Annotated in this window: 15 protein-coding genes, 1 rRNA gene and 1 pseudogene; 10 read left to right on the forward strand and 7 right to left on the reverse strand. The window is 71.8% G+C overall.

The genetic code is table 11. From position 1 onward, the window contains the following. Nucleotides 1-91 (forward strand): 5S ribosomal RNA (gene rrf / locus AB0N27_RS20815); the annotation flags it as partial. 85 nt (nt 92-176) lie between these two features. Next, on the forward strand, nt 177-1130 hold the full coding sequence (locus tag AB0N27_RS20820; protein ID WP_364372178.1) for a cyclase family protein: 954 nt from the start codon (nt 177-179) through the stop codon (nt 1128-1130). A gap of 2 nt (nt 1131-1132) precedes the next feature. On the opposite strand, the gene AB0N27_RS20825 is transcribed toward AB0N27_RS20820, so the two are convergent. Continuing rightward, complete coding sequence (locus AB0N27_RS20825) at nt 1133-2953, reverse strand: VanW family protein (RefSeq protein WP_364372181.1); 1821 nt, start codon at nt 2951-2953, stop codon at nt 1133-1135. A gap of 177 nt (nt 2954-3130) precedes the next feature. Between AB0N27_RS20825 and nudC the strand changes: the two genes are divergently transcribed. Further along, nucleotides 3131-4048 carry an NAD(+) diphosphatase gene (gene nudC, locus AB0N27_RS20830; protein ID WP_364372184.1) on the forward strand — a complete coding sequence of 306 codons (918 nt, stop codon included), beginning with the start codon at nt 3131-3133 and terminating at the stop codon, nt 4046-4048. Here nudC and AB0N27_RS20835 read toward each other — a convergent pair. Beyond that, entirely contained in the window at nt 4045-5247 is a 1203-nt protein-coding gene (locus AB0N27_RS20835; RefSeq protein ID WP_364372187.1) for a polysaccharide biosynthesis protein, read from the reverse strand. The two genes, nudC and AB0N27_RS20835, sit on opposite strands and share 4 nt — an antisense overlap. Continuing rightward, nucleotides 5244-9542, reverse strand: coding sequence for an alpha-(1->3)-arabinofuranosyltransferase (locus AB0N27_RS20840; RefSeq protein WP_364372190.1), 4299 nt, complete (start codon nt 9540-9542; stop codon nt 5244-5246). Before AB0N27_RS20840 ends, AB0N27_RS20835 begins: the two co-directional genes overlap by 4 nt. Before the next feature lie 161 nt (nt 9543-9703). Here AB0N27_RS20840 and AB0N27_RS20845 point away from each other — a divergent pair, with 161 nt between their 5' ends. The 3 genes from AB0N27_RS20845 to AB0N27_RS20855 are packed head-to-tail and all read left to right on the forward strand — an operon-like array spanning nt 9704 to nt 13569. Continuing rightward, entirely contained in the window at nt 9704-11587 is a 1884-nt protein-coding gene (locus AB0N27_RS20845) for a hypothetical protein (protein WP_364372193.1), read from the forward strand. Continuing rightward, a complete protein-coding gene (locus AB0N27_RS20850; RefSeq protein WP_364372196.1) occupies nt 11588-13339 on the forward strand; it encodes a hypothetical protein in 1752 nt (583 codons plus the stop codon). 35 nt (nt 13340-13374) lie between these two features. Next, the gene (locus AB0N27_RS20855) at nt 13375-13569 is read left to right on the forward strand and encodes a hypothetical protein (protein ID WP_364372199.1); all 195 of its coding nucleotides are present in this window, start codon (nt 13375-13377) and stop codon (nt 13567-13569) included. Here the strand turns inward: AB0N27_RS20855 and AB0N27_RS20860 are convergent. Both AB0N27_RS20860 and AB0N27_RS20865 read right to left on the reverse strand, forming a co-directional pair. Then, on the reverse strand, nt 13554-14732 hold the full coding sequence (locus tag AB0N27_RS20860; protein ID WP_364373347.1) for a glycosyltransferase family 4 protein: 1179 nt from the start codon (nt 14730-14732) through the stop codon (nt 13554-13556). The two genes, AB0N27_RS20855 and AB0N27_RS20860, sit on opposite strands and share 16 nt — an antisense overlap. A gap of 115 nt (nt 14733-14847) precedes the next feature. Next, on the reverse strand, nt 14848-16149 hold the full coding sequence (locus AB0N27_RS20865; RefSeq protein ID WP_364372202.1) for an acyltransferase: 1302 nt from the start codon (nt 16147-16149) through the stop codon (nt 14848-14850). A 111-nt stretch (nt 16150-16260) separates the two neighbouring features. On the opposite strand from AB0N27_RS20865, the gene AB0N27_RS20870 reads away from it, so the two are divergent. The 3 genes from AB0N27_RS20870 (at nt 16261) to AB0N27_RS20880 (ending at nt 20121) form a co-directional block, all read left to right on the forward strand. Then, on the forward strand, nt 16261-17478 hold the full coding sequence (locus tag AB0N27_RS20870) for a DUF3068 domain-containing protein (RefSeq protein WP_364372205.1): 1218 nt from the start codon (nt 16261-16263) through the stop codon (nt 17476-17478). Between the two features lie 382 nt (nt 17479-17860). Next, a complete protein-coding gene (locus tag AB0N27_RS20875) occupies nt 17861-18475 on the forward strand; it encodes a DUF6230 family protein (protein WP_364372208.1) in 615 nt (204 codons plus the stop codon). Nucleotides 18476-18546: 71 nt separating this feature from the next. Then, nucleotides 18547-20121 carry a DUF6114 domain-containing protein gene (locus AB0N27_RS20880; protein ID WP_364372210.1) on the forward strand — a complete coding sequence of 525 codons (1575 nt, stop codon included), beginning with the start codon at nt 18547-18549 and terminating at the stop codon, nt 20119-20121. 66 nt (nt 20122-20187) lie between these two features. Here AB0N27_RS20880 and AB0N27_RS20885 read toward each other — a convergent pair whose 3' ends face one another. Then, nucleotides 20188-21858: a DUF885 domain-containing protein gene (locus tag AB0N27_RS20885; protein ID WP_364372213.1), complete on the reverse strand. Its 1671-nt coding sequence runs from the start codon at nt 21856-21858 to the stop codon at nt 20188-20190. A 128-nt stretch (nt 21859-21986) separates the two neighbouring features. On the opposite strand from AB0N27_RS20885, the pseudogene AB0N27_RS20890 reads away from it, so the two are divergent. Further along, nucleotides 21987-23089: pseudogene (locus tag AB0N27_RS20890) on the forward strand (DMT family transporter); the annotation flags it as partial. On the opposite strand, the gene AB0N27_RS20895 reads toward AB0N27_RS20890, so the two are convergent. Further along, the gene (locus AB0N27_RS20895; RefSeq protein ID WP_364372216.1) at nt 22972-24042 is read right to left on the reverse strand and encodes a PHP domain-containing protein; all 1071 of its coding nucleotides are present in this window, start codon (nt 24040-24042) and stop codon (nt 22972-22974) included. The pseudogene AB0N27_RS20890 and the gene AB0N27_RS20895 overlap by 118 nt on opposite strands. Nucleotides 24043-24052: the final 10 nt, after the last annotated feature.

Genomic DNA, 24052 nt, shown 5'->3' on the forward strand with positions numbered 1-24052 from the left:
GCCCGGTTACATTCCGAACCCGGAAGCTAAGCCCTCCAGCGCCGATGGTACTGCACTCGTGAGGGTGTGGGAGAGTAGGACGCCGCCGGACAATCATTCCAGAACGGGTCACCCTCACGGGTGACCCGTTCTGCATTTCCCGCACCCATTTCGCAGTCGGAGGAGTTGATGGCCGGATGACCGCGGGGCGGCAGCTGCCGACGCAGGACGACGTGCTCCGGTACTTCGACACGTTGTCGAACTGGGGACGCTGGGGCGACGACGACGAACTCGGCACCCTGAACCACATCACCGACGAGGTCCGGCTGGCGGCGGCGCGGGCCGTACGCCACGGCAGGAGCGTGTCCTGCGCGTGGGAGGTTGCCGGACCGGACGACATGGAGCTGTCCACGACCACGTGCCCGCGCGCCGTCGAGATGCCGGGTGCCGAGAACATGCCGCCCGCGTTCCACGCCGACCGGCGCTGGGGCTTCTCGTCGGAGCGGCTCGGCCTCATGTTCCACGGCAACACCCTCACCCACGTCGACTCGCCGGCTCACATCTTCTGGGACGGCAGCATGTACAACGGGCGGTCGTCCTCGCTTGTCGACGCGGCAACGGGATCGGCCTGGGCGGCGGTCACGGCGGCGGCGAACGGGATCATCACGCGCGGCGTACTGCTGGACGTGGCCGGGGCCCGCGGTGTGCCGTGGCTGGAACCGGGACAGGGTGTGTTTCCCGACGATCTCGAGGAGGCCGAACGCCGCCAGGGCGTACGTGTGCGACCAGGCGACGCGGTGCTCCTGCGCACCGGCTACGGCCGCTCCCGGCACGAGAGCGGGCCGGCAGGCGGTTTCACCCAGGCCGGCTGGCACGCGTCCTGCCTGCCGTGGCTCCACGAACGCGACGTCGCGCTGATCGGCGCCGACACCCCCCAGGACGTCCAGCCGTCGGGGTACGACGACGTGTTGATGCCCGTGCACGCCGTGAGCCTCGTCGCGATGGGCCTCTGGCTGCTCGACAACTGCGACCTGGAGGCGTGCGCGGCAACCGCTGCCGAACTTGGCCAGTGGGACTTCCAGCTCGCGGTCGCGCCGGTCCGCTTCGCCGGCACGTCCGGCAGCCCGGTCAACCCGATCGCCACCTTCTGACCTCAGGACGGCTTCGGGCCGCAGACGTAGCGGGGTTCGGCGTCGTAGCGCCAGCTGAACTTCTCCCGCTTGACCACCACGCCGCCCTTCTTGATGACCCGGAAGGCGTCCTGGGTGAAACCGTTGATGCCGTTGCTCGGAATGCACGACGGACCGGGTTCGAGGTGGATCACCTTCGGCGTGGTGATGTTGCGGCGCGGGCCGTACTCGGTCTTCACGCTGTCGTAGATCTTCGTGCTCCAGATCGACACGGTCACCGAACTCGACGTGAACGACGTGTCGATGAGCAGGCCGTACTCGGTGTTGTTGCGAAACTTGAAGTCCAGGTCCGGCCAGAAGATCGTCGACTCGATGACCGCCGGGTACCTGTCGAACCAGTACGAGTGCGGCTTGTGCTCGACGTCCTCCAGGCCTGCGTAGTAGGTGGCGTTGAACAGCGTCGTGGTGAACTGCGAGGTGCCGCCGCCGACGCCTGGCACCAACTTGCCGTCCAGGATCACCGGGGCGTCCCGGTAGCCCTGCGCGTAGCCCCGTTCGCCGGTGTGGCCGTTCAGCGAGAACGTCTTGCCGGGCAGGACGACTGTGCCGTCCACCTCCTTGGCGATGGTGGCGATGTTCTGGCTGCGCGACGACGCCATGCCGCCGGTGAACCGGGTGGTGAATGTGGAAACCCGCTCCTTGATGCCCAGGCCGGCCAGTTTCTCGGCGGTCAGCGCCGGCGGTGTCGGCTTCAGCTCGCCGGTGACCTCGCGTCCCTCCGACTTCGGCAGCACCGCCAGCAGGTCGCGTCCCAGATCGGCCGTGTCGAGCTGCTGGCCGGGCCGGCCCTCGACGACCTTCGGCTGGCCGCCGGAAATGGTCATCGTGGCGTCCTTCGGCGGCACCTCGATGGCGTTCAGGTCGTCGCCGAGTGCCGTGCGCAGCCGCTTGACGTCCACGCTCGGGGTCAGCTTGCCGGTCTTGTCGGCGGTGAACCGCAGACTCTTCGCGATGGCGGCGGGCGGTACCTTCACCGAGCCCTTGTCGGTACGCAGCGTGACCGGCGCTGCCACCGCCGGCTTCGCCAGTTCGGTGACGAGCTTGTCCAGCTCCTCCGCAGTGGTCGCCGGGTGGCTCTCCACGAGCGGCACGGTGATCGGGTCACCGGCCAGCCAGCCGGCGCGGACCAGGTCGGCGGAGCGCTGCGGGTCGAGTGCCAGCCCCGGCTTGGGCTGCACGACCTTCGGTGTGGTGCCCTTGAAGGTGATCGCCGGCATGGTCATCCCACGGGCCTCGTCGCCGACTGCCTTGCCCAGCGCCGCGTCCAGCCGGTTCACGTCGATGGTGACCACCGGGTCGACGGTGCGGGAGCCGACCAGTCGACTGACCGGGTGCGCGTCGGCCTCGGCCGCCGCCGCGACGGTGGCGGGTACGTCGATGGCCAGCCCCACGTCCGCCGGGTTGATCTCGGCGGTGCGCTGCCCGACGGTGATCCGCAGCGGCGCGGCGAGGGCCGCCGCGCGCCGGTCTAGCTCCGCGCGCAACGCGCGGTCCGCGTCGGTACGGCTCCGGCCGCCCAGCTCGGCGCCGAGCACCGTGGTGCCCCTGGGGACGTCTCCGGCGTACGCCCAGGCGCCGGCGCCCGCCACGGCGGCGAACACACCACCTGTCACGCCGGCCGCGAGGAGGATCCGCATCCGGCGGCCACGGCGTGGGGTGTCCTCCGGCTCACCGACGGCTGGCGCGGGCACTGTCGCCGGGCCGTCGTCGGGCCAGGTGACCGCGGTGACCTGCACGGTGGGCCGGTCGTCGGCGGGTGGACTTTTTTCGCCGTACAGCGTCACTACAACCTCGATCGCCAGGATGTCGCGGGAGGTCCACCCTCCCGGAGGACACCTACGGTAGCCAATGGCGAGCCGTGGTCGTGGGCTGCGCCCACCCGCGCGGGTACGGCGTGTCGGCCGGCGTGTCGTGCCGGGGGCGGTGCCGGTGACGTGCCGCCGACCTGGCACGGTGACGGGGTGGGTATCGCGGAGCGGGTGCTGGCGTACGGCGGTGGCCGGTTGGACCGGGCGGGTGCTCTGCGCACCGACGCGACCCGGCTGGACGCGCTGCTCGACGAGTCGGACACCGTCGTCCTGCCGCTGTGGCGGGACCGCTGTCTCGTCGACGGGGACGGTCCGGTCCGGTTGACCGCCGAGCGGGCGTCGCTCGCCCGGTCCGCCGCCGGTGAGACGGTCTTCCTGGGCCTCGACGGTGACGCCGCCGTGTTCGCCGTGGACCTGTCCGGGCTCGACGAGCGGTCCGCCGTCGAGATGGCAGGTGCGGTGCGGTCCACAGACGTACGGGCGCTTGTCGGTCGGCTCGACGCGGACGGCGCGGCCGTGCAGGCGTACGCCCGGGGGTTGCTGCACTGGCACCGGCAGCAGCGGTACTGCGGCACCTGCGGCGCGACGGCGGTGATCGGCGGCGGCGGACACGTCCGGACGTGCACCGGCGCGGAGTGCGGACGGCTGCTGTTCCCCCGCATCGAACCGGCGATCATCGTGCTGGTCGAGGCACCCGGCCGGCCGGGGCGCTGCCTGCTGGCCAGGCACGCCGGTGCGGCCCCCGACGCGTACTCGACGTTGGCCGGCTTCGTCGAGGTCGGTGAGAGCCTGGAGGACGCGGTCCGTCGCGAGATGGCCGAGGAGGCCGGGATCACCGTCACCGACGTGACCTACCAGGGCTCGCAGGCGTGGCCGTTCCCCGCCGGCCTGATGGTGGGCTTCCGGGCCACCGCCACGTCCGAGGAGGTACGTGTCGACGGCGAGGAACTGCTGGAGGCACGCTGGTTCACCCGGGCGGACCTGCGGGAGCGGGTGGCCTCCGGTCGTACGCTCGGCCGGGTCGACGCGATCGACCACCGCCTGCTGCACGACTGGCTCGCGGGGAGCTAGACGGATCGGCGGGCGGGCAGCGCCATCAGCACAGTGGTCACGAGGGCCGTGCCGAAGGCGAGCAGGAGGAGATCGGAGACGGTGCGGGGTCGCATGATCGCCGCGACGGTGAAGAGCCCGGCCGTGCCCACCCACAGGGGTGCCGCGGGCCACCGTACGCCGGCCGCGAGACGGTCGTTGAGCAGCACGAACGTCACCGCGTAGAGCCCACCGACCGCGGCGAAGACCGGCGCGTACCGGCCCAGGTGGGTGTAGTCCGGTCCACCGGCGAGCCGGAAGGCCAGCCCGCCGGCGAGCGTCGACGCGAGCACCAGCACCAGACCGCACCCACCGGTCACGGCGAGAGCCACGGTACGGCTGCGGCGGTCGCCGCGCGCCAGACGTGGCAGGGCGAGGACGGCGGCGACCTGCGGCGCCCACAGCGCGCCCTTGCTCAGGACGGTGCCCACCGCGTACGCCCCGGACCCGGACGGGGGAAGTAGTTGCCGGGCCAGGAGCAGGTCGGCGTAGGAGACGACGAGCATCGCCAGGGTCGCGCCGCAGCCGGCGGTCACCTGGGCGACTGTCAGTCGTGGCGCGGTGGTCGACCGGTCGGGTGTGCGGGCGATCCGGGCCAGCACGACAGGGGTGAGCGCGGCGGTCAGCGCGCCGGCCGTGAGCGCGCCGGTGAGCCCGGTGCCGAGCAGCAGTCCGGCGATCACTCCGCCGTACCGGCCGGCGGCGAGCAGGGCCATCGCGGCGGCCAGGCGCAGGAACCGTTGGCTGCCCTGCAACTCGCCGAGCGAACGGGACGACAACACGACCGCGGCGGTGGTGACCGCCAGCAGTGCGGGTACCTCGACGGGCAGGTCGAGGGAGGTGACCAGCAGCGGCGTCGCCAGGATCAGCGCCGCGGCGCTCACGGCGGCGGTCACCGCGGTGAGTCGCCTCGTGTCGGACGAACCGTGCCGGGCGTGGTGCACGGCCACGGCCAGCTGCAGGCCGAGGCCGGGTACGGCGGCGATCGCCACGAGACCCAGGGCTGTGGCGAGCGCGCTGAGACCGGCCGGATCGAGCCGACGGGCGGCGAGGACCGGCACCAGGTAGGCCAGGCCGTTGACGAGGACGCCGGCCAGGGTGACTGCGGCTCCGGCCGCGCCCAGGCCGGTACTCCGTCCGCCCGTCGGGGCCGTCTCCGTCGTCGGCTCGGGACGGCTCATGTGATTTCGCTGAGGGCGGGCGCGGTCGGCTCCGGCTGCTCGTCCGGGGCGGTGCGCTGGGCGGGAGCGGCGGGTGCCGCGGTCGGCCTGATCCGGCGTACGGGTCGTCGGCGGGCGGCGGTGGAGATCCAGAGGGCACCCAACGCGACGACGATCGCGAGCTGCGAGGCGGCGTCGGTGTGCCGGTGCGCCGATTCGAGATAGAGCCATCCGGCGAGCACGACGAGCCCACCGGGGAGCCAGGTCTCGACAGCCCGGCTGATCATCCGGGCCCGCCGGGGATCGGTCGTCCAGGGCAGGCGGCGCGGTCCGGGTACGGCAAGCATGAACCCGGCCGCCACGAGCAGGCCACCGATGAGCCCGCTGGACAGCACCAGCGCGCCGGCGCCCACGGCCAGCAGCGGCAGGGACCGGGTGAGTCGGCGCCTGCCGCGCGGTACGGCGGTGCTCCCGGCCGGCGTGCGCTGCGGCAGCACCGCGAGGAGGACCACCACCGCCAGCAGGATGCCGCCGAGCAGCAGACCCGCCCGGTACGTGGTGTCCGGGGCGAAGCGCAGCACCACCTCGCCGGAGACGCCGGCGGGGAGGACCCAGCCCTGCTGCCAGCCGTCCACCACAAGTGGCGTGAGCGTCCGCCCGCCGATTGTCGCCTGCCAGCCGGTGTTTGTGTTCTCCCGCACGGCGAGCACCCGGTCGACGGGGCGCTCGTCCACCCGTACCCGTCGTTCGGTGGCTGCCCACGACTCGACCTGGACGGGACTGGCGGCCACCGCCGGGGCGGGCGCGGCCCTCTGCGGCACGAGGGCGACAAGGGTCGGTGCGGCAAGCGTGCCGGCGGTGGCGACGACGCGGTGCTCGCCGCGGTCCAGGTCCAGGCGCCTGGGTGTCTCCCTGCCGCACGGGGTGACCGGCATGTCGCGCAGTTCGAGCAGGTCGCGCAGGGTGCCGCTGAGGGTGGTGGTGACCCGGGCCGTGCCGACGGCGAGCGTCGGCCCCGATCCGCAGGCCAGCTTCAGGGGCGTGTCGAGGCGCGGCGTGACGGTGGACGCCCCGGGCAGCACTGTCACCTCACCGACCGCGACGGGCAGCGTCTCCGGCAGCCGCAGCTTGTACGGGTCGGTGCTGGTGGCGGACGGCTTGTCGAGGAACTGGATGGTGATCTCGTCGGTGCGCATCGGCGGGTCCAGGCGGAGCAGGCCGTCGTCGCCGACCAGGCTGCTGCGGAAACCGTCGTCGCCGACCACCCGGACACTGCCGATGCGGGTGGCTGCCGCCTCGTCGTCGACGGAGAAGCGGAGCCCACTGATGGTCTGCGGCTTGAGCCACTTGAGGCGCAGGATCGGTGCCTCGTCGTTGGCCGCCGGCGACCAGCTGGTCGCCGGGTTGCCGTCGAGCACCACCCCGGCCCGGCCGGTCGGGTCGGGCACCGACGTCGAGGAGGCGCTGACCTGCGGCGCGAGGCGCAGCGGCTGCGCGTCGGCCACCAGCTTGTCGACTGTCGCGTCCAGGTCCGGGCCGGGTGTCGGCCGCGCCCACAGCCGGGCGTCGTACGCGCCGGGGCTGGGCAGGGTCAGGGTCCGGTCGACAGTGGACGCGTCCTCGGAGCCGCGGACGGCGTCGGTGGAGCAGCGGGGCCGCCCGTCGACCGAGAAGCAGGCAGGTGTGCTGGGGGCCGCCGACATCACCACCGTCGCCGGTCGGGTGGTGGCCGGTGCGGCGGGAAGCACGAGGGTCCGGCTGGTCTTGATCCCGGGAATCTTGATCTCGGCGATGCCCACCGACCCGTTGCCGAACGGGCGGAGGTCGTACGCGCCGTCGACCGAGACCTGGACATCGCGGGTGGCGTGCACGCCTGGCAGTTCGAAGACCATGTGGTCGGTGAACTGCTCGATCGTGCGGCTCTCGTACCCGGCGGTGACTGTCACCGTCGTGGGCAGCGCGTCGGCCTTCAGGTCGAACCACACCTCAACCCTCGTGACCCGTGTCGCGTTCGCGAGGGCCACCTCGATCCACTGCCTGTCGCTCGGCGCGTACGGGGCGGACTGCCAGGAGGTCGCCGGGTTGCCGTCCATCGCCGCGTACGGCTGGTGCTCCGGACGGGTGCCGCCGGGCGAGTCGACCTGCGACCTCGCCGTCGAGGCGCGGACCGCGCTGATGCCCTCGAAGCGGGCCACGGTGGATCGCTCCTCGCCCCACTCGGGCAGGTAGTCGTGCGCCGGCGCCGACACGTCGAAGGTGTCGTCGGCGGTCAGGGTCTGCGAGGAGTTGTCGCGCAGCCGGCCGAACGACACGTCCCGCCTGCGCAGCCCGTCGGTCATGGCGACCGACCCGGCGTCACCGGGCGGCGCGTCGCCGGCCAGGACCGTGGGCGCCGCGCTCAGTTGACCCGCTGCGGCGAGGTCGAGAAGCGACTCGGGGCCGCCGACGACTGTTGTCACGTCGTCCCGGTCGTAGGCGACCACCGGATCGACGGCCCGGTCGACCCGGTAGACCTCCAGCGCGCGTACCGGCACGTCGAGGCCCTGGTCGCGGAACTCGTCGGGAGACGACGGGCCGCCGCGTACCGGGCCGAACGAGGTGACGAGGGTCAGCCCCGGTGAGCGGTCCAGGGCCTGCCGGACCACCGCCGGGCGGGCCGTGTCGGAGCGGCCGTGGTCGAGGTCGGCGCGGAACAGGACGTGGCTGATCCCGGATCGGGCGAGCAGGTCGGCCAGACCGGTCGAGCCGGCGCCGGTGGCGAGCGTCGCCTCGATGGCGTCCAGCAGCCGGATCGTGGTGGGCGGGGTGAACGGGATGGCGTTGCGGACGGCCCACCGGCTGTCCAGCAGCGGCTGGGTGATCTCGTCCGTGGTGCTGCCCCAGTCGTACGACGGGAAGCGCGCCCCGGGAACGACGAGGACCCGGCCGCGGCCCGTGTTCGCGTCGAGCCAGTCGGTGGCCTCGTGCCAGTAGCCGGGCACGTTCTTCACGCTGCCCGGCGTGGCGAGACCACCGGCGAGCGCGGGCGTGGCGACCCCCGCCACGGCGACCATCGCCACGCCGGCGGTGAGCCAGGCGCGCGCGACGGTACGCGGGCGCTGCCGTTCGGGTGCCGTGCGGGCCGTCCGGACGGCAAGGCCGATCAGGTGCGCCATGCCGAGCGCCAGCGGCAGTCGCAGCAGGACGTCGAACTTGTGCACGTTGCGCAGTGGCGCGCCGACGCCGTCGAGGAACTCCTGCTGCGGCCCGGCGAGGACGTTCGGCAGGTCGCCGACGTGCCCGAGACCGACGAGCGCGGCGCCGAGCACCAGACCGGTGACGAGGAACCGGCGGTGCGGCATGCCGCGGCGGGACAGCCCGAGGATGCCGAGGGCGGCGACCGTCAGGGTGGCGGCGACCAGCAGCGGCTCGTTGCCGAGCCGTGAGCCGGACGGGATCGTCGGACCGAACGCGGAGCCCAGGTACGCCACCCAGTAGGAGGCGCCGCGCAACGTCGTCACCGCGTCGGTGACGCTGGTGGTGTTCCGGGCGGTCTCGATGTAGTCGAGGAACGGTGGGCTGTACCGCCCCAGGACCAGCAGCGGCACCAGCCACCACGCCGTGGCCAGCGCGACCGCGCCGCACCAGGCGGCCAGCGCGGTGACGCGACGGCGTACCGGCGTGAGGGTGACGAGCCAGAGCAGGGCGAGCGGCACCACCGCGGCCACGGCCGTGGCGTTGACGCCGCCGGCGCAGGCCACGGCGACGGCCGACCCGGCGACGGCACGCCGCAGCGGGGTGGTGCCCTTGGCCAGACCCACGAGCGGGATGAGCACCCACGGGGCGATGGCGCTCGGCCACGCCTCCACCGACGACCAGCCGAGCTGGGTGAGGATCCGGGGCGACAGCGCGAAGGCGACACCCGCGATCATGCGTCCGGCGGGTGTGCCGATGCCGAGCCGGCCCGCGAGCCGCACCGCACCCAGGTACGCGACGCAGAAGAGCAGTGCCCACCACAGCCGCTGGACCACCCACGGCGCGAGACCCAGTTCCGACCCGAGCAGGAAGAACGGACCCATCGGCCAGAGATATCCGTACGCCTGGTTCTGGAGCTGACCGAACGTGCCGGTCGGGTCCCACAGGTGCAGCGAGCGCAGCAGCCACCCGGCCGGGTTCACGTTCAGGTCGACCTTGGTGTCGGGGACGACCTGCCCCGGGGCCTGCTGGAAGGCGAGGGCGGTGAGCGCGATGCAGATGGTCAGGTGCCGGAAACGCCGGGCGGTACGCCGGGTACGACTGGACGCCGGAGTGACGTCACCTGTCACCTCTGCACGCATTTCGGCTCCTGTCTCCGCCGGCCGGACACGCACGCGCAGCCGACATATGTCGCGCGACGTTATCCGGACCGGGCACGGACTGGCGACCTGGGGCGCTGCGGTGGCGTTATCGGGAGAACGGCCGTCCCCACGGCGTGTAAGCGTGTGGCAGGCTGCCGACCATGTCAATGCCAGAAGCTGAGGCCGAGACGCGTCCGGGGGGTGTCGACGGCGACGGCGACGGGCCGGGGCCGGTCGGCCGATGGCTCCGGGCCGACCGGGTTCGCGCGGTCGCGGTCGCCCTCATCGTCGTGTCCGTCGCCTGGCGTGCCGGCCTCGCCGCCCGTGGCTGGTTCTCCCAGGACGAGTTCGTCATCGCCGCGCAGGTCCTGGACACCAAGCTGGACGTGGACTACCTGCTGCGGACGTTCAACAACCACCTCATGCCGGGCGGTCTGCTGGTGGCGTGGGCGATGGTGCGGTTGGCCGGCTTCGCCAGCTGGCCGTGGGTGCTGCTGCTCGCGTTCGGTCAGGCGGCTGTCGGCTTCGCCCTGTACCGGCTGCTGCGGGACCTGCTCCGGCCGGGCTGGGGGCTGCTGATCCCGCTGTGCCTGTTCGTGTTCAGCCCGCTGACGCTCGAGGTGTCGTCGCTGTGGCTGGTCGGCCTGCTCGTGTTGCCGACACAGCTGGCGCTGGTCCTGGCGGTGTCGGCCCAGGTGCGGTACGTGCGGACGGGCCGCCTGCGGCACCTCGTCACGGTCGCCGTCTGGGTGGTGTTCGGGCTGCTCTTCGACACCAAGGCCCTGCTGATCGTGCCGCTGCTGTTCCTGCTCACCGCCTTCCTGTTCACGTCGGGGCGGGCATGGCGCAGCCTGGTGACGACAGTGCGTCGGTACTGGCCGGCGTGGCTGGTGCTCGGTGTGCTCTCCGGGGCGTACGTGGCGTTCTATCTGACCCGCCCGGCTCGCGAGCTGGACGAACCCACGTCGGTCGGTCAGGTCCTCACGTTCCTCGGTGACCTGGTCGGCGACACTGTCGTACCGGGTCTGCTCGGTGGGCCCTGGCGGTGGGCGTACGCCGGTGACGGTCCACCGCTTGTGGATCCGTACGAGGTCGCCAAGTGGTTGTCCTGGGCGGTGCTGGTGACGCTGGTCGTGGTCACGGTGCGGCGACGCCCGTCGGCCGGGCGGGCCTGGCTGCTGCTCGTGTGCTACCTCGGCCTGGTCGCGGCGCTCTTCGCGGTGACCCGGCTCGGTGGGCCGCTCGGCCCGCTGGTGGGCGTGATCCCCCGGTACGTCGCCGACGTGGTGCTCGTCGCCGCGATCTGTGTGGGCGCGGCTCTGCTGGGCACGAAGGACGCCGACGAGGACGACGTCTCCGCGTGGCCGGTGCCGACGGTCCTGCGGGAGCCGGGGGCCTTCGCGGTCGGCCTGGTCGCGATCGTCGTCCTGCTGGCCGGCATCGGGGTGGGCACGCTGTGGAGCACTGCCCGTTTCGGGGACAACTGGAGCACCAAGCACGGGCGGGACTACCTCGCCACGGCGCAGGCCGAGTTGGCCGCCGCCCGGCCGGGCACCGTCTTCTTCGACACCACCGTCCCGGAGCGGGTGGTGGCTGGGTACTTCTGGCCGGACAACCTCCAGTCGCACTTCTTCCGGCCGGCGGAGCGCAGGCCCACGTTCGTCGAGCTGGCCGAGAGGCCGTCGACGTTCGACGAGTCCGGCCGGATCCGTCCGGTAGCCGTCGAGGGGCGCAAGATCGTGCCGGGCCCGGTGGCCGACTGCGGGCACCTGGCCGAGGGCGGGCGGACCACCCGGATCATGATGGACGGCTACCTGGAGGAGTGGCCGTACGTGGTGCAGTTCGGTTACCTCAGCTCGGGGGACTCGACGGCGCTGTTCCAGCTCGGCGACGCCACCCGGGAGATCACCCTGCGGCGTGGCCTGAACGAGGTGTTCTTCCTGATGGAGGGCGGCGGAGACTCCGTCCGGATCACCGTGGCCACCCCGGGGGTAGGGGTGTGCACCCAACTGATCACCGTCGGCCGGGCGGTACCGGCGGCGTGAATGGTTGACCGACCCGCTCGCCGGGACGCCCTGCGGCGGTGGGCTCGGGACACCCTTCCGCTGTACGCCGCGGCGGTGACAGTCACGGTGCTGGTGCTCGCTCCGCTGGCCGCACCCGGGTACGCGCTGCTGTACGACATGGTGTTCGTACCCCGGCAGCCGTTGACCTGGGATCTCGTCGCCCCGGCGCAGAGCCTGCCCCGCGCGGTGCCGATGGATGCGCTCGTCTCCCTGGTCACGCAGGTCGTGCCGGGGTGGCTGGTGCAGCGGGTGGTGCTCGTCGGGGTGTTCCTGCTGGCCGCGATCGGTGCCGGTCGGCTGGTGCCGACCGACAGCCTCGCCGTCCGGTTGTTCGCCGCCGTGGCGTACGCGTGGACGCCGTACCTCGCCGAGCGGCTGCTGATCGGGCAGTGGGGGCTGCTGCTCGCGTACGCCGCGCTGCCCTGGTTGGTGCGGGCGGCGCTGGCGCTGCGGGAGGGGCGGGACGGCGCGCTGGCCCGGGTGGTGCTCGCCGCGGCTCCCGCCGCGATAACGCCGACCGGCGGGCTCATCGCGCTGGGCGTGGTGGTCCTGCTGGTGCCGCAGCGCCGCATTCCGGGCCGCCCGCTGACCCGACCTGTTCTCCTGAGCGCCAAACGGGCGCGCGAGATGAGGTACGCGGTGGCAGGTCTGACGCTGCTCAACGCCCCCTGGGTGGTGGCGGCCCTGGTCACCGGCGCCGGTGGGTCCTCCGATCCGGCCGGGGTGGGGGCGTTCGCGGCGCGCGCCGAGAACTGGGCCGGCCCGTTGGTGGCGCTGGCCGGGACCGGCGGGATCTGGAACGCGCAGGCCACGCCGGGCAGCCGCACCGGGCCGTTGGTGCCGTTGGCGACTCTGGTGCTGCTGGTCCTCGCCGGTGTCGGTGTCGGGCTGCTGCGGCGTCGGCTGCCGGCGGGTACGCCGTTGCGGCTGGGCGTGCTGGCCGGGGTCAGCTTTCTTCTGGCGGCGTTCGCCGTACTGCCCGGCGGGGACGCGGTGCTGCGCTGGGCCGTGGTGCACCTGCCCGGTGCGGGGCTGCTGCGGGACGGCCAGAAGTTCCTGGCCCCGTACGCGCTGCTGCTCGTGGTGTGCGCGGCGCTGGGCGCCGAGCGGCTGGTGGCCCGGCTCGACCGGGAGGTGGCCGGGGTGGTGCTGGCCGGGCTGCTGCTCCTGCCGGTGGCGGTCATGCCGGACCTCGCGTTCGGCGGCGCCGGACGCGTCCGGCCGGTGAGTTATCCGGCGGACTGGCGGACGGTGGCCACGATCATCGAGGAGGAGCCGGGGGAGATCCTGTCGCTGCCGTTGAACGCCTACCGGGCGTACCCGTGGAATCCCGACCGGGTGGTCCTGGACCCGGCGCCCCGCTACCTGCCGGGCACGGTCCTGATCGACGACACGCTCCGGGTCGGCGACGTCGCCGTGGCCGGGGAGAATCCCCGCGTCCGCGAGGTGCGCCGGGCGATGGCCGAGGACCGGCCGGTCTGGACCACGGGGGTGCGCTGGGTCCTCGTGCAGCACCAGGTCTCCGGTGACCTGCCGCCCGGCGCCCTCGACGGCCTGGAACTCATCCATCGGGGTCGGGTCCTGAGCCTGTACCGCAATCCGACGATCGTGCCGGGGCCGGAGGCGTCGGGACCGGCCCGACTGGCCGTCGTCGTGGCGCTCAGCATGGCCCTTCTGGTGGTCGTGGCTGCCAGCTTTTCGGCGCTACACCGGCGAGCTACCGCGTGGTAACGTCCGCTCGCACGTCTCGCCATTGGAGGATTGGCATGCGTAGAGCACTGACCCTGGCCGTGTCCGGCCTGGTGGCGGCGTTGCTGGGGATCCTGGCCCTCGGTGGGCTCTCGGCCGCCGCGACCGCCACCGACGAGGAGGCCGCCACCGAGGCCAAGAACGTCTCGGAAGCGGCCAAGCGCAACGGAAAGCAGGACCCGTACGCCCCCGAGGTCTACGGCAACAGGTAGGACGGCTCGCCCCGCTGCTGCACCGGGCGGGGCGACTCCGCACTCTCCAGCAGGGCCGCGAAGCGTCCACCCGCGACCTGCCAGGTGAAACTCGCCGCGTGCTCCCGGGCCTGCGCGCCCATCTCGCGTCGCATCTCGTCGTCCTGCAGAAGCGTGCGCACCTTCATCAGATAGTCGTCGATGCCGTCGGCCAGCAGGCCGGTACGCCCGTCGACTACCGCCTCGGCCACGCCCCCGGCCTCCCGGAACGCCACAGTTGGCGTACCCGCCGCGCCGGCCTCCACGATCGTCAGCCCCCAGCCCTCCTTCAGCGACGGGGTCAGGGCTACCCAGGCCGAGGCGAGCAGGGCTGCCTTCTCCTCCTCGGTCACGAAGCCCCGGAAGTCCACCCGCTCGGTGATGTCCAGCTCCGCGGCCATCTCCCGCAGGTGCGGCTCCCACCAGCCCTGGCCGGCGACCACCAGCCGCAGTTGGGGCAGCTCGTCGGCGAGCGCCGCGACGGCCCGCAACGCCACCTCGACCCGCTTGTGCGGCACCAGGCGGTTCAACGTCACGAGCAGCGGGAACGGCGCCCGCTCGACGTCGGTTGGGGGCAGCTCCGGAGTGCCGTTGTGCACGACTGCCACCTGCTCGGGCGGCACGCCGAGGGTGGCCAGCTCCCGGCGGGTGGCCTCGGAGACCGTGACGTAACGGCACCGCCGGTAGACGCGTACGGCGAGGGACGACTCGATCCACCAGCCGAACCGGGCGGCCCACTGTGGAAGAACCACAGGCCACTGCTCGCGGTGCACGTGGTGGATCAGCTTGACCACCGGCCGTCGTGCCCAGAGCGGGGCCAGGAACGGCAACCCGTTGCAGACGTCAACGAGGATGTCGGGCCGGCCGCCGCGTCGCGCCGCGAGCGGGCCGGCACCGAGCGCGCCGGCCAGGTAGCAGAGCGCCGCCCACAGGTAGACGGTGTGCCGCCCACCGCGCCGTACCACCCGGACGCCCGCTTCGTTGACCTCGTCGGCGGGCGCCTCGCTGTGCGCGGCGCAGAAGAGGGTGGCGCGGAAACCACGCGCCACCAGCTCGGCGGCGATCCGTTCCACGTACACCTCGGAACCGCCGCCCTCGGGGTTACGGGTGTCCCGCCAGTTGAGGAACAGCACGTGTCCGGGCATGCCGAAGCTACGCTCCACGCGAACCCTACTCTCAAGTAATTTAGGGACGCGCGTCACACTAGGGGTTGGGGCTGCCGCCCGGCAATGCCCGACGGACCAGCGCTTGCCTACTCCGCTACGCGCCGGCCGTCGGCACCGGGGCGCCCGCGGCGACGGCCGGCGGAACGGGTGCCGCCTCGACCGGTGGAACGGGTGCCGCCTCGACCGGTGGAGCGGGTGCCGCTTCGACCGGCGGCCCGGCGACCGGCGCCGGCGCGGTCCGTCGGCGCCGCCGCTGCGTACCGAGAAGTTGCAGTGGACGTTCGACTCCGTAGTAGCTGACCGCCGCGTACACCAGGCCGAAGGCCATGGTCAGGGCGAAGGTGTTGAGCAGTCCGCCGCTGAACAACGGCCTGTCGTCGAGCAGGTAGATGAGTTCGATGACCAGCGGATGCCACAGGAACAGGCCGTACGAGACGGCGCCGAGCCACCGGGCGGAGGAGCTGGCGAAGAGCTCCTTGACCCGACTCGGCCCACCGAACGCCACAGGGATCAGGATCAGCACCGCGATCGCGAGGTACAGGGCCAGCTTGACGGCGAACTCGGCTGCCGTGGGACCGGCGAGGTCGCGGGGACCGGCGACTGGCGTCGTCGCTATCGCCATGAGGGCGACGGCCGCGGCCCAGCAGGCGAGCGGCGCGGAGGCGAGGTCGTCCAGCACGCGGAAGGCGGCGGGAGCGGTCCCCGTGCGTAGGGCGACGTGCGCCGCGCCCAGGGCCATGCCGGCGCCGAACCACCCGCCGTACGACGGGAGCCACATGGTGTGCAGCGCGTTGTCGAGCAGGCCGAACCCCATCATGGTGAGCCAGCCCGCGGTCAGCAGCGCCCCCGTGCTGACGATCGCGATGGTGCGGACGGGACGCCAGGACCGACCGACGGCGAGGACTGCGACCAGCGGCAGGAGCAGGTAGAACGCGACCTCGGTGGCGAGGCTCCAGGTCTGGCTGAGCCCGTACCGCAGCTCGCCGGGCTGGTAGATCTGCGTGAAGGTGAGGTGGCGGATCCAGTCGCCGGCGGACGCCGGCCGGTTCTGCGGCAGGACGACGAGGCAGACCAGCACCGCCAGCCAGTAGGCGGGCAGGATCCGCAGGGCGCGGCGCCAGAGGTAGCGGCCGGCGCGCGGCCGGGGTCGGCCCGTCGCGGCACTCAGCGCCCATGGCCGGAACAGCAGAAACCCGGAGAGTACGAAGAAGATGGCGACGCCTACGTCGAGGCGTGCCAACCAGCCGCCCCAGGTGGTGTTCATGGTGACGGCGGTCTGGAACCCGACGTGGTGGCCGACGACCGCCACGGCGCCGATCGCTCGCAGCGCGTCGAGGGCGGGGAGTCGGCCGGCTACCGAAGGCTCCGAAACTGTTGGCGCGGCGGCTGCGGACATCTGGACATCCAGGGGGTCGCTTTGAAGGTGACTGGGGAGTAACCTCCCGCCATGTTAAGGATCGGGAGCCCCGGACAACAGGTCGTAGGGCGGCAGGTTACAGGAGGATGAGTGAAGCTACGCGTGGGCGCCGCGCTCTTTGGGCTCGGCGTCTTGTTGCTGGTCTTCGCGGCTGGGCTGCCGTTCTACGTCGCGCCCGCCGTGTCCAAGCTCCCCTATGACCTCGAACCAACGACGTCCATCGCCGAGGCGAAGGACGCGAAGTTTTTGAAGATCACCGCTACCGGAAGCTCGGTGAGCATCGAGGTCCCGCAGGGCAACCTGCGGTCCAGTGTCGAGGTCATTCCGCAACCCGACGACACGAAGAACCGGCTCCCGAAGGAGCTCAAGGGCGACGCGGTGGTCTGGGACGTCTTCCAGACCGTCAAGCGTGTCGACACCGAGGAGGTGGTCAGCCAGTACAGCACCGAGTTCGCTCTCTACCGGATCTCGGGCGCGGCCGCCCCGTGGAAGGACCAGTGGCTCAACGAGAGCGGGGCGAACGAGACCCCGGTCGGCAACGTTAACTACTCCGGTCAGCTCTACAAGTTCCCGTTCGGCACCGGCAAGCGGGACTACCAGGTGTTCGACCGTGACCTGAAGCGGGCGCTCCCGGCGAGGTTCACCGGCACCGAGAAGATCAAGGGCATCGAGACGTACCGCTTCGAGCAGCGGATCGAGAACGAGGTGCTGGCGACTCCGGAGGCCAGCATCCAGACGCTTGTCGGCAAGTTCGCCCCCGGCGCGACAAGCGGTCAGATCGTCTACAGCAACACCCGGACGGTCTGGGTCGACCCGGTGACCGGCTCCTACATCAACGTCCGGGAGCAGCAGCACAAGGAGTTGCGCCCGAACACCGGCACCCCGACCGTGCTGCTGGACGCGGACTTCAACTACACCGACGAGACGGTGACCCGCAGCGCCGACACGGCCAAGGACAACCGTTTCAAGATCGGCCTGATCAGTCTCTGGGGTCCGATCGCCGCAGGTGTCCTCGGTCTGCTCGCCCTCGTCGCCGGCGTGTGGCTGGTGACGCGGCGGAACGACGGTGGCGGCGCCGCCGCCCGGCACCGCGCCGAGCCGGCTCCTGTCGCACCCGCCGCCGACTCCACTCCGACCCGGGTGGACCAGGAGCCGGTACGCGACACGGACACCGTCGAGCAGCCCAGGCCCCAGCCTGTGGGTGGTCCGCTGACCGACGAGATCCCGCCGGCGTCGACGAACTGGAAGTCCGACGACCCGACCGTGCCGACGCAGCGCCCGGCCCCCGGCGAGGTGGAGCAGCGCTGACGCGCGTACGACCGGCTGTACGACCTGAGGGGTGGACCGCGCTGCGGTCCACCCCTCAGTGCTGCGACGACCTGGACACTTTACATTTGTTACCCGATTGTAATTGGTCGATTCTTCCTCACTCTTCGTGGCGCACGCAGGAAGTTGTGTCGCTCTTGTCCACTCCCGGTCTGATTTTCGTCACCAGTGGATCAACACTTCGTGAGGTCATGGCATCGATCGGTGACGCATGTATTACCAGCAGGTAATTGGGGGGTTGTGACCTGCGCCGCACCGGGTGCACCATCAACCTCGGTCGTTACCCGCCGGTAACAGATGACGGGCCGGTGCGGGGCCGCCAGTCGGGCCCGGCCACCCGCCCGCGTCCAATAAGGAGGAACCCGTGCAGAAGCGGTTGGACAATCAGGGCACTACCCGCTGGCGGCGGTTCGCCGCCATGATGGTGCCCGCCACGGCGGCCGCCGGTGCCATCCTGTTCGGCATGTCGACCGGCGCCATCGCGTCCGACATCACGGTCTCCGGACAGACCTTCAAGATCGGCGCTGAGCGGCTGGAGGGCGAGGGCTTCAAGCAGTACGGCGGCATCGTCCGGGAGAAGGGCAAGGACGGCAAGGTCCACCCCATCGCCCTCTCCGAGATCAGCAGCGCCGAGCTGTACAAGCTCTGCCAGTCGGTCCGCGCGGACCTGCCCGGCCTGCCGGTGGTGCTCACCATCAACGCCGGTGACGGCAAGGAGCCCGCCCGGGCCAAGGACCTGCTCATCGCGATGGACTCGCTTAACGGCAACGCGACATTCACCAACATCAAGATCGGCCGGGACGCCACCGACCTCAACCCGACGGCGCAGGCGGGATCGTTCGGCCAGAACTCCGAACACGTCACCATCACCAACCTCGAGCAGGTGTCCCGCTACACCACGGCGGCCACCTTCAACCTGGTCGGGCTGCGGCTGAAGGTCAACGTGGGCGACGCCGCCGAGGGCAAGGAGTGCTTCTGAGGTGAGGCCCGCGGTGGTCGACCACCGCGGGCCAGCCCGTGTCCCTGTCCCCGCTCCGCCAGGAGGAGTACGTGACAACCACCAACCCGGCCCACGCCCGGCCCGGCGGTCCGGCGCAGGTGTGGCAGAGCTTCCGCCGCTGGCGGCGTAGCCGCCCGTTCTGGGGTGGCCTTCTCACCGCCCTGGCCGGGGTGGAGATGTTCGCCTCCACCCGGATGACGGTCAACGGGCTGAGCTTCCACAGCGGCGCCACCGGCCTGCTCTCCCTGCTGATCCCTGTCATCCTGGTGGCCTGTGGCCTGCTGCTCTGGCTCAGCCCGGCGCAGCGACCCTTCTACTCGATCGTCGCGGCGTTCACGGCTGTCTACTCGCTGATCGGGCTCAACCTCGGCGGCTTCTTCGTCGGCCTGCTGCTCGGCATCGTCGGCAGCGCGCTCGCCTTCGCCTGGACGCCGGCCAGCCCGGCTCCGCCGGCGCCGGACCAGGCCGACGAGCCGACAACCGAGCTGCCCGTCGCCGAGCAGGACGCCGAACACGCCGACGATGAACACGACTCCCACGAGCAGCCTGTCCCCGACCAGGTCGCCCCCGACCAGGTCGCCCCTGACCAGGTCGCCCCCGACCAGGTCGCCCCCGACCAGGTCGCTCCTGACCAGGTCGCCCCCGAGCGGGTCGTCGTCCGGGAGCAGGTCGCTCCCGAGCAGGTCGTCCGGAAGCAGCCCGTTCCGGAGCGAGGGTTGGCCGACGGCGGCCCGCCGCCCGAGTGGCCGGGACGGTCTGTCGATCCGCGTACCCTCGGCGTCGTCCTGGTGGTGCTCGGCCTGGCCGTCGTCGGTCTGGCCGCCCAGCCCAGGGCCGTGCAGGCCGCGCCGAACCGCCCCACCACCGCCTGCCCCGCCCCGTCCCGGACCGTCACCCCGTCGCCCAGCCGCACCACGGCGACCCCGACCCCGACGCCGACGCCGAGTCCCGAGCGCCGGGGCAACCTGATCGGCGACATCCTGGACGGGATCGGTGACCTGTTCACCGGCGGAAACCGTGCGGAGAGCGCGTCGCCGTCGCCGAGCCCGACCGTCCAGCCGAGCGGGACACCGACGACCCGCCCCGCCCCCGGCACCTGCCCACCGTCGCCCCCCGCCAAGCCGGGCAAGCCGGGAACGCCCGACAAGCCGGGCACTGTGGAACCGGGCAGAATGCTGCCGCGTATCGCCGCCGACCCGAATCTGCCGAAGGTGGCGCAGACGCCGTCCAAGCTCACCGGCTCCTCGGTCAAGATGACAGGCCTGCGGTTCGACGGGATCACCGACCTGCGCACCGAGAAGGGCGACCTCAAGGTGCTGAAGTTCAGCATGCAGGAGGCGGAGACCAAGGACTTCCTGCTGGTCGCCGACGGACCTTCTGGGCGCAACCAGCGGTACGCGACACGGACGCTGACCGTCAGCGGTGACGTGGCCTTCTACTCCACCCGGTTCGTCGGCAAGCTGCTCGGCATCAAGATCACCTTGACGCCTGATCTGCCGTTGCCGGACGGCATCCCGGTGACATTGCCCATCTCGGTCACGTTCACCGACCCGGTCATCGATTTGGCGTACGTCACAAGCAACACACTGACCGCCGAGCCGAATTTGGCGCTGAGTCTGGCCTGATCAGCGCGGTGCCGAGGCCCCGGGCGTCGGGCGGTCGTCCCGCCGGCACCCGGGGCCTTCGTCACCTCAGATCCGGGCCAGCGCCCGCCGCAGAGGGTCGAGACCCAGGGCCCCCAGGTCCAACGCCTGCCTGTGGAACTCCCGCAGGTCGAAGTCGGCGCCCTTGCGGGCCTTGGCGTCCTCGCGGGCCTGGAGCCAGATCCGCTCGCCGACCTTGTACGACGGGGCCTGCCCCGGCCAGCCCAGGTAGCGGTTCAGCTCGAAGCGCAGGTTCTCGTCCGGCACCCGGCAGTGCGCCCGCATGAACTCCCAGCCCAGTTCCGGCGTCCACCGCTCGCCCGGGTGGAAACCGAACGGATTGTCCCGCGGAATCTCCAACTCCAGGTGCATGCCGATGTCGACGATCACACGGGCGGCACGCATCGCCTGGCCGTCGAGCATGCCCAGCTTGTCGCCCGGGTCCTCCAGGTAGCCCAGCTCGTCCATCAACCGCTCCGCGTAGAGCGCCCAGCCCTCACCGTGCCCGGACACCCAGCAGAGCAGCCGCTGCCAGCGGTTGAGCACGTCGGCCCGTACGGCGGTCTGTGCCACCTGAAGGTGGTGACCCGGCACGCCCTCGTGGTAGACGGTGGTCACCTCCCGCCAGGTGGAGAACTCGGTGATGCCCTGCGGCACCGCCCACCACATCCGGCCGGGGCGGGCGAAGTTCTCGCTCGGCCCCGTGTAGTAGATGGCGCCGTCGCTGGTCGGGGCGAGGCAGCACTCGATGCGGCGGACCACCTCCGGAATGTCGAAGTGGGTGTCGTTCAGCTCGTCGAGCGCCTTGTCGGCGAGGGCCTGCATCCAGTCGCGGAACGCCTCCTTGCCGTGGATGGTCCGCGCCGGGTCGGCGTCCAACGCGGCGACCGCCTCGTCGACTGTGGCACCCGAGCCGGCGATCCGCCCGGCGACGACCCGCATCTCCGCCTCGAGGCGGGCCAGCTCCGCGAAACCCCAGGCGTACGTCTCGTCCAGGTCGACCTTCGCGCCGAGGAAGTACTGCGAGGCGAGTTCGTACCGTTCCCGACCGGCGGCCTGCTTGTCCCGACCGTGCGGGGCCAGTTCGGTACGCAGGAACTGACCGAACTCGGCGGTCGCCGCGGTCGCCGCCGCCGCGCCCCGGCGCAGCTCCGATCCGAGCGTGCCGTCGGCGTCCAGTCGTTCGACAAGCCCGTGGAAGAAGTTGTCACCCGTCGGGTCGGTCCAGATGTCGCACTGCTTGGCGACCTCGACCAGCTGCACCTTCGAGCTGACGTGGCCGGTGGCGAGCGCCTCGCGCAGGGTGGTCTTGTAGCCCTCGAGCGCGCCGGCGAGCCCGTTGAGCCGGGAGGCGATGTTTGCCTGCGCCTCTTCCGTGGCGGTCGGCATCAGGTCGAACACCATGCGGATCGCGTGCAGTCCGCTGGTGATGACGCTGACCTCGCTTGTGGTTTCGCCGGCGTCGTACCTGGCCAGCTCCAGGCCGAGCCGTTCCTGCATCGCCTCCTTGGCGATCCGTTCCGTCTCGGTGTCCGGTTCGGTGACCTCCAGCTCGGCGAGGGTCCGCCGGGTCAGGTCGGCGCGCGCCCGGTAACCCTCGGGCGACAGGTCGTCGAGTTCGTCGTCATGGCCGGCGATGCCGACAAATGTCGCGTCGGTGGGGCTCAACGGCGCCCACTCGGCCACGTAGCGGTTCGCGAGTTTATCGATTTGTCCCACACGCCGACCCTACGTGAGTTCGGCCCCTCGGTGTCGTCGCCGCTTGCCGTGATCGGCTCACCCGCCCGACAGGTGTGACGTCCGAAAGGCACGCGACTTTGTCGTACGGTTGCGGCAGAGTGTCAGGGGTGACCACCGATACCACTCCTGACAAAGCGCCGGTCCGCGCCTGGCTGCCGGGCTTCCTCGCCCTCGCCGCGATCTGGGGTTCCAGCTTCCTCTTCATCAAGATCGGCGTGGCCGAGCTGCACCCGGTCCAGCTCACGCTCTACCGGGTCGGCACCGGTGCCCTGACCCTGCTCGTCGTCCTCGCGATGCTGCGCGACCGGCTGCCCCGCGAGCCCCGGGTGTGGGCCCACCTGACAGTCGTGGCCGCGTTCGGCGTGGCAGTGCCGTTCACCCTCTTCGGGTACGGCGAGCAGCGGGTCGAGTCGATGCTGGCAGGCATCTGGAACGCGACCACCCCGCTGATCGTGCTGCCGCTGGCGGTGCTGGTGTTCCGCACCGAGCGGTTGACCGCGCGCAGCGCGATCGGTCTCGGGCTGGGCTTCCTCGGTGTGCTCGTGGTGCTCGGTGTCTGGGAGGGCGTCGGCGGAGCACACTTCGTCGGGCAGTTGATGTGCTTCGGCGCGGCGGCCTGCTACGGCGTCGCCATCCCGTACCAGAAGCGGTTCGTCGCCGGCAGCGCCCACTCGGGCCTGTCGCTCTCGACCGCGCAACTGCTGCTCGCGGCCGGGCAGCTGGCCATCGTCACCCCGTTCGTCGCGGGCGCGCCGCCGCTGCCCACCGAGCTGTCGGCGAAGGTGGTGGCCAGCGTCCTGACGCTCGGGGCGCTCGGCACCGGGCTCGCCTTCGTCATCAACATGCGCAACATCCGGGTGGCCGGTGCGAGCACCGCCTCCACTGTCACGTACCTGATTCCGATCTTCGCGGTGCTGATCGGTGCCGTGGTGCTCGACGAGCGGCTCAACTGGCACCAGCCGGTCGGCGCGCTCATCGTGCTGCTGGGTGTCGCGGTCGCGCAGGGTGTGGTCGGCCGCCGCAGGCCACGGCCGGTGGTCGATGCCGGCGTGCCCGTGCCCGCGGCCGAGCCCGCCCACCGTTGAGTCGGGCTCAGGCCCGGGTGCTCGTCCACTCGACCAGCTGCTCCGCCGACCAGGTGTTGACCACCCGGTCGGCGGGGACGCCGCAGAGAGCGGCCCGCTCGCAGCCGAACCGCTGCCAGTCGAGCTGGCCGGGCGCGTGCGCGTCCGTGTTGATCGCGAACCGGCAGCCGGCCTCCAGGGCGCGGCGGATCAGCCGCTTCGGCGGGTCCTGCCGCTCCGGCCGCGAGTTGATCTCGACGGCGGTGTCGTGCTCGGCGCAGGCGGCGAAGACGGCGTCCGCGTCGAAGTCGCTCTCCGCGCGGGTCCGGGGACGGTGCGCCCGGTCGCCGGGACCGGTCACCCCCGCCGGGCGGGACGACACCATCCGGCCGGTGCAGTGCCCGAGGATGTCCAGGTGCGGGTTGGCGACGGCGGTCAGCATCCGCCGGGTCATCTTCGCCCGCTCGTCCTTCAGGCCGCTGTGCACCGAACCGACCACCACGTCCAGCCGGGCCAGCAACTCCTCGTCCTGGTCGAGCGAACCGTCGGCGAGGATGTCCACCTCGATCCCGGTGAGGATGCGGAAGCCCTCCGGCAGCGCCGCGTTCACCTGCTCCACGTGGTCGAGCTGTTTGCGCAGCCGGGCGGCCGTCAGCCCCCGCGCCACTGTCAGTCGGGGCGAGTGGTCGGTCAACACCAGGTATTCGTGGCCCAGTTCCACCGCGGCCAACGCCATCTCCTCGATGGGCGAGCCGCCGTCGGACCAGTCCGAGTGGGTGTGGCAGTCGCCGCGCAGCGCGGTACGCAGCGCCGTGGCCTCGGCGTCGAGGTCGCTGCCCTCGGTCGCGACAAGCCGGCGCAGGTAGACAGGTTCCTCACCGGCGAGCGACTCCGCCACACACCGGGCCGTCACGTCGCCGACACCTGTCAGCTCGGTGAGTGTCCCGTTGCCGGCCCGTTCGGCCACCTCGGCCGCCGGCAGGCCGGCCAGCGCCTTCGCCGCCGAGCGGAACGCCCGGACCCGGTACGTGGCCTCGTTGGCCCGCTCCAGCAGGAACGCGATCCGGCGCAGGTCGGCGATGGGGTCCCGGGCGCTCATTTGACCGAAC

This window comes from Micromonospora sp. NPDC093244 (assembly GCF_040683695.1).
GTDB lineage: Bacteria > Actinomycetota > Actinomycetes > Mycobacteriales > Micromonosporaceae > Micromonospora.

Excerpts from the sequence above, each read along its gene's own strand:
- AB0N27_RS20820 (WP_364372178.1), top strand. The coding sequence starts at position 177 with ATGACCGCGGGGCGGCAGCTGCCGACGCAGGACGACGTGCTCCGGTAC.
- AB0N27_RS20835 (WP_364372187.1), bottom strand. The coding sequence starts at position 5,247 with ATGAGCCGTCCCGAGCCGACGACGGAGACGGCCCCGACGGGCGGACGG.
- AB0N27_RS20840 (WP_364372190.1), bottom strand. The coding sequence starts at position 9,542 with ATGCGTGCAGAGGTGACAGGTGACGTCACTCCGGCGTCCAGTCGTACC.
- AB0N27_RS20845 (WP_364372193.1), top strand. The coding sequence starts at position 9,704 with ATGTCAATGCCAGAAGCTGAGGCCGAGACGCGTCCGGGGGGTGTCGAC.
- AB0N27_RS20850 (WP_364372196.1), top strand. The coding sequence starts at position 11,588 with ATGGTTGACCGACCCGCTCGCCGGGACGCCCTGCGGCGGTGGGCTCGG.
- AB0N27_RS20855 (WP_364372199.1), top strand. The coding sequence starts at position 13,375 with ATGCGTAGAGCACTGACCCTGGCCGTGTCCGGCCTGGTGGCGGCGTTG.
- AB0N27_RS20860 (WP_364373347.1), bottom strand. The coding sequence starts at position 14,732 with ATGCCCGGACACGTGCTGTTCCTCAACTGGCGGGACACCCGTAACCCC.
- AB0N27_RS20865 (WP_364372202.1), bottom strand. The coding sequence starts at position 16,149 with ATGTCCGCAGCCGCCGCGCCAACAGTTTCGGAGCCTTCGGTAGCCGGC.
- AB0N27_RS20895 (WP_364372216.1), bottom strand. The coding sequence starts at position 24,042 with ATGAGCGCCCGGGACCCCATCGCCGACCTGCGCCGGATCGCGTTCCTG.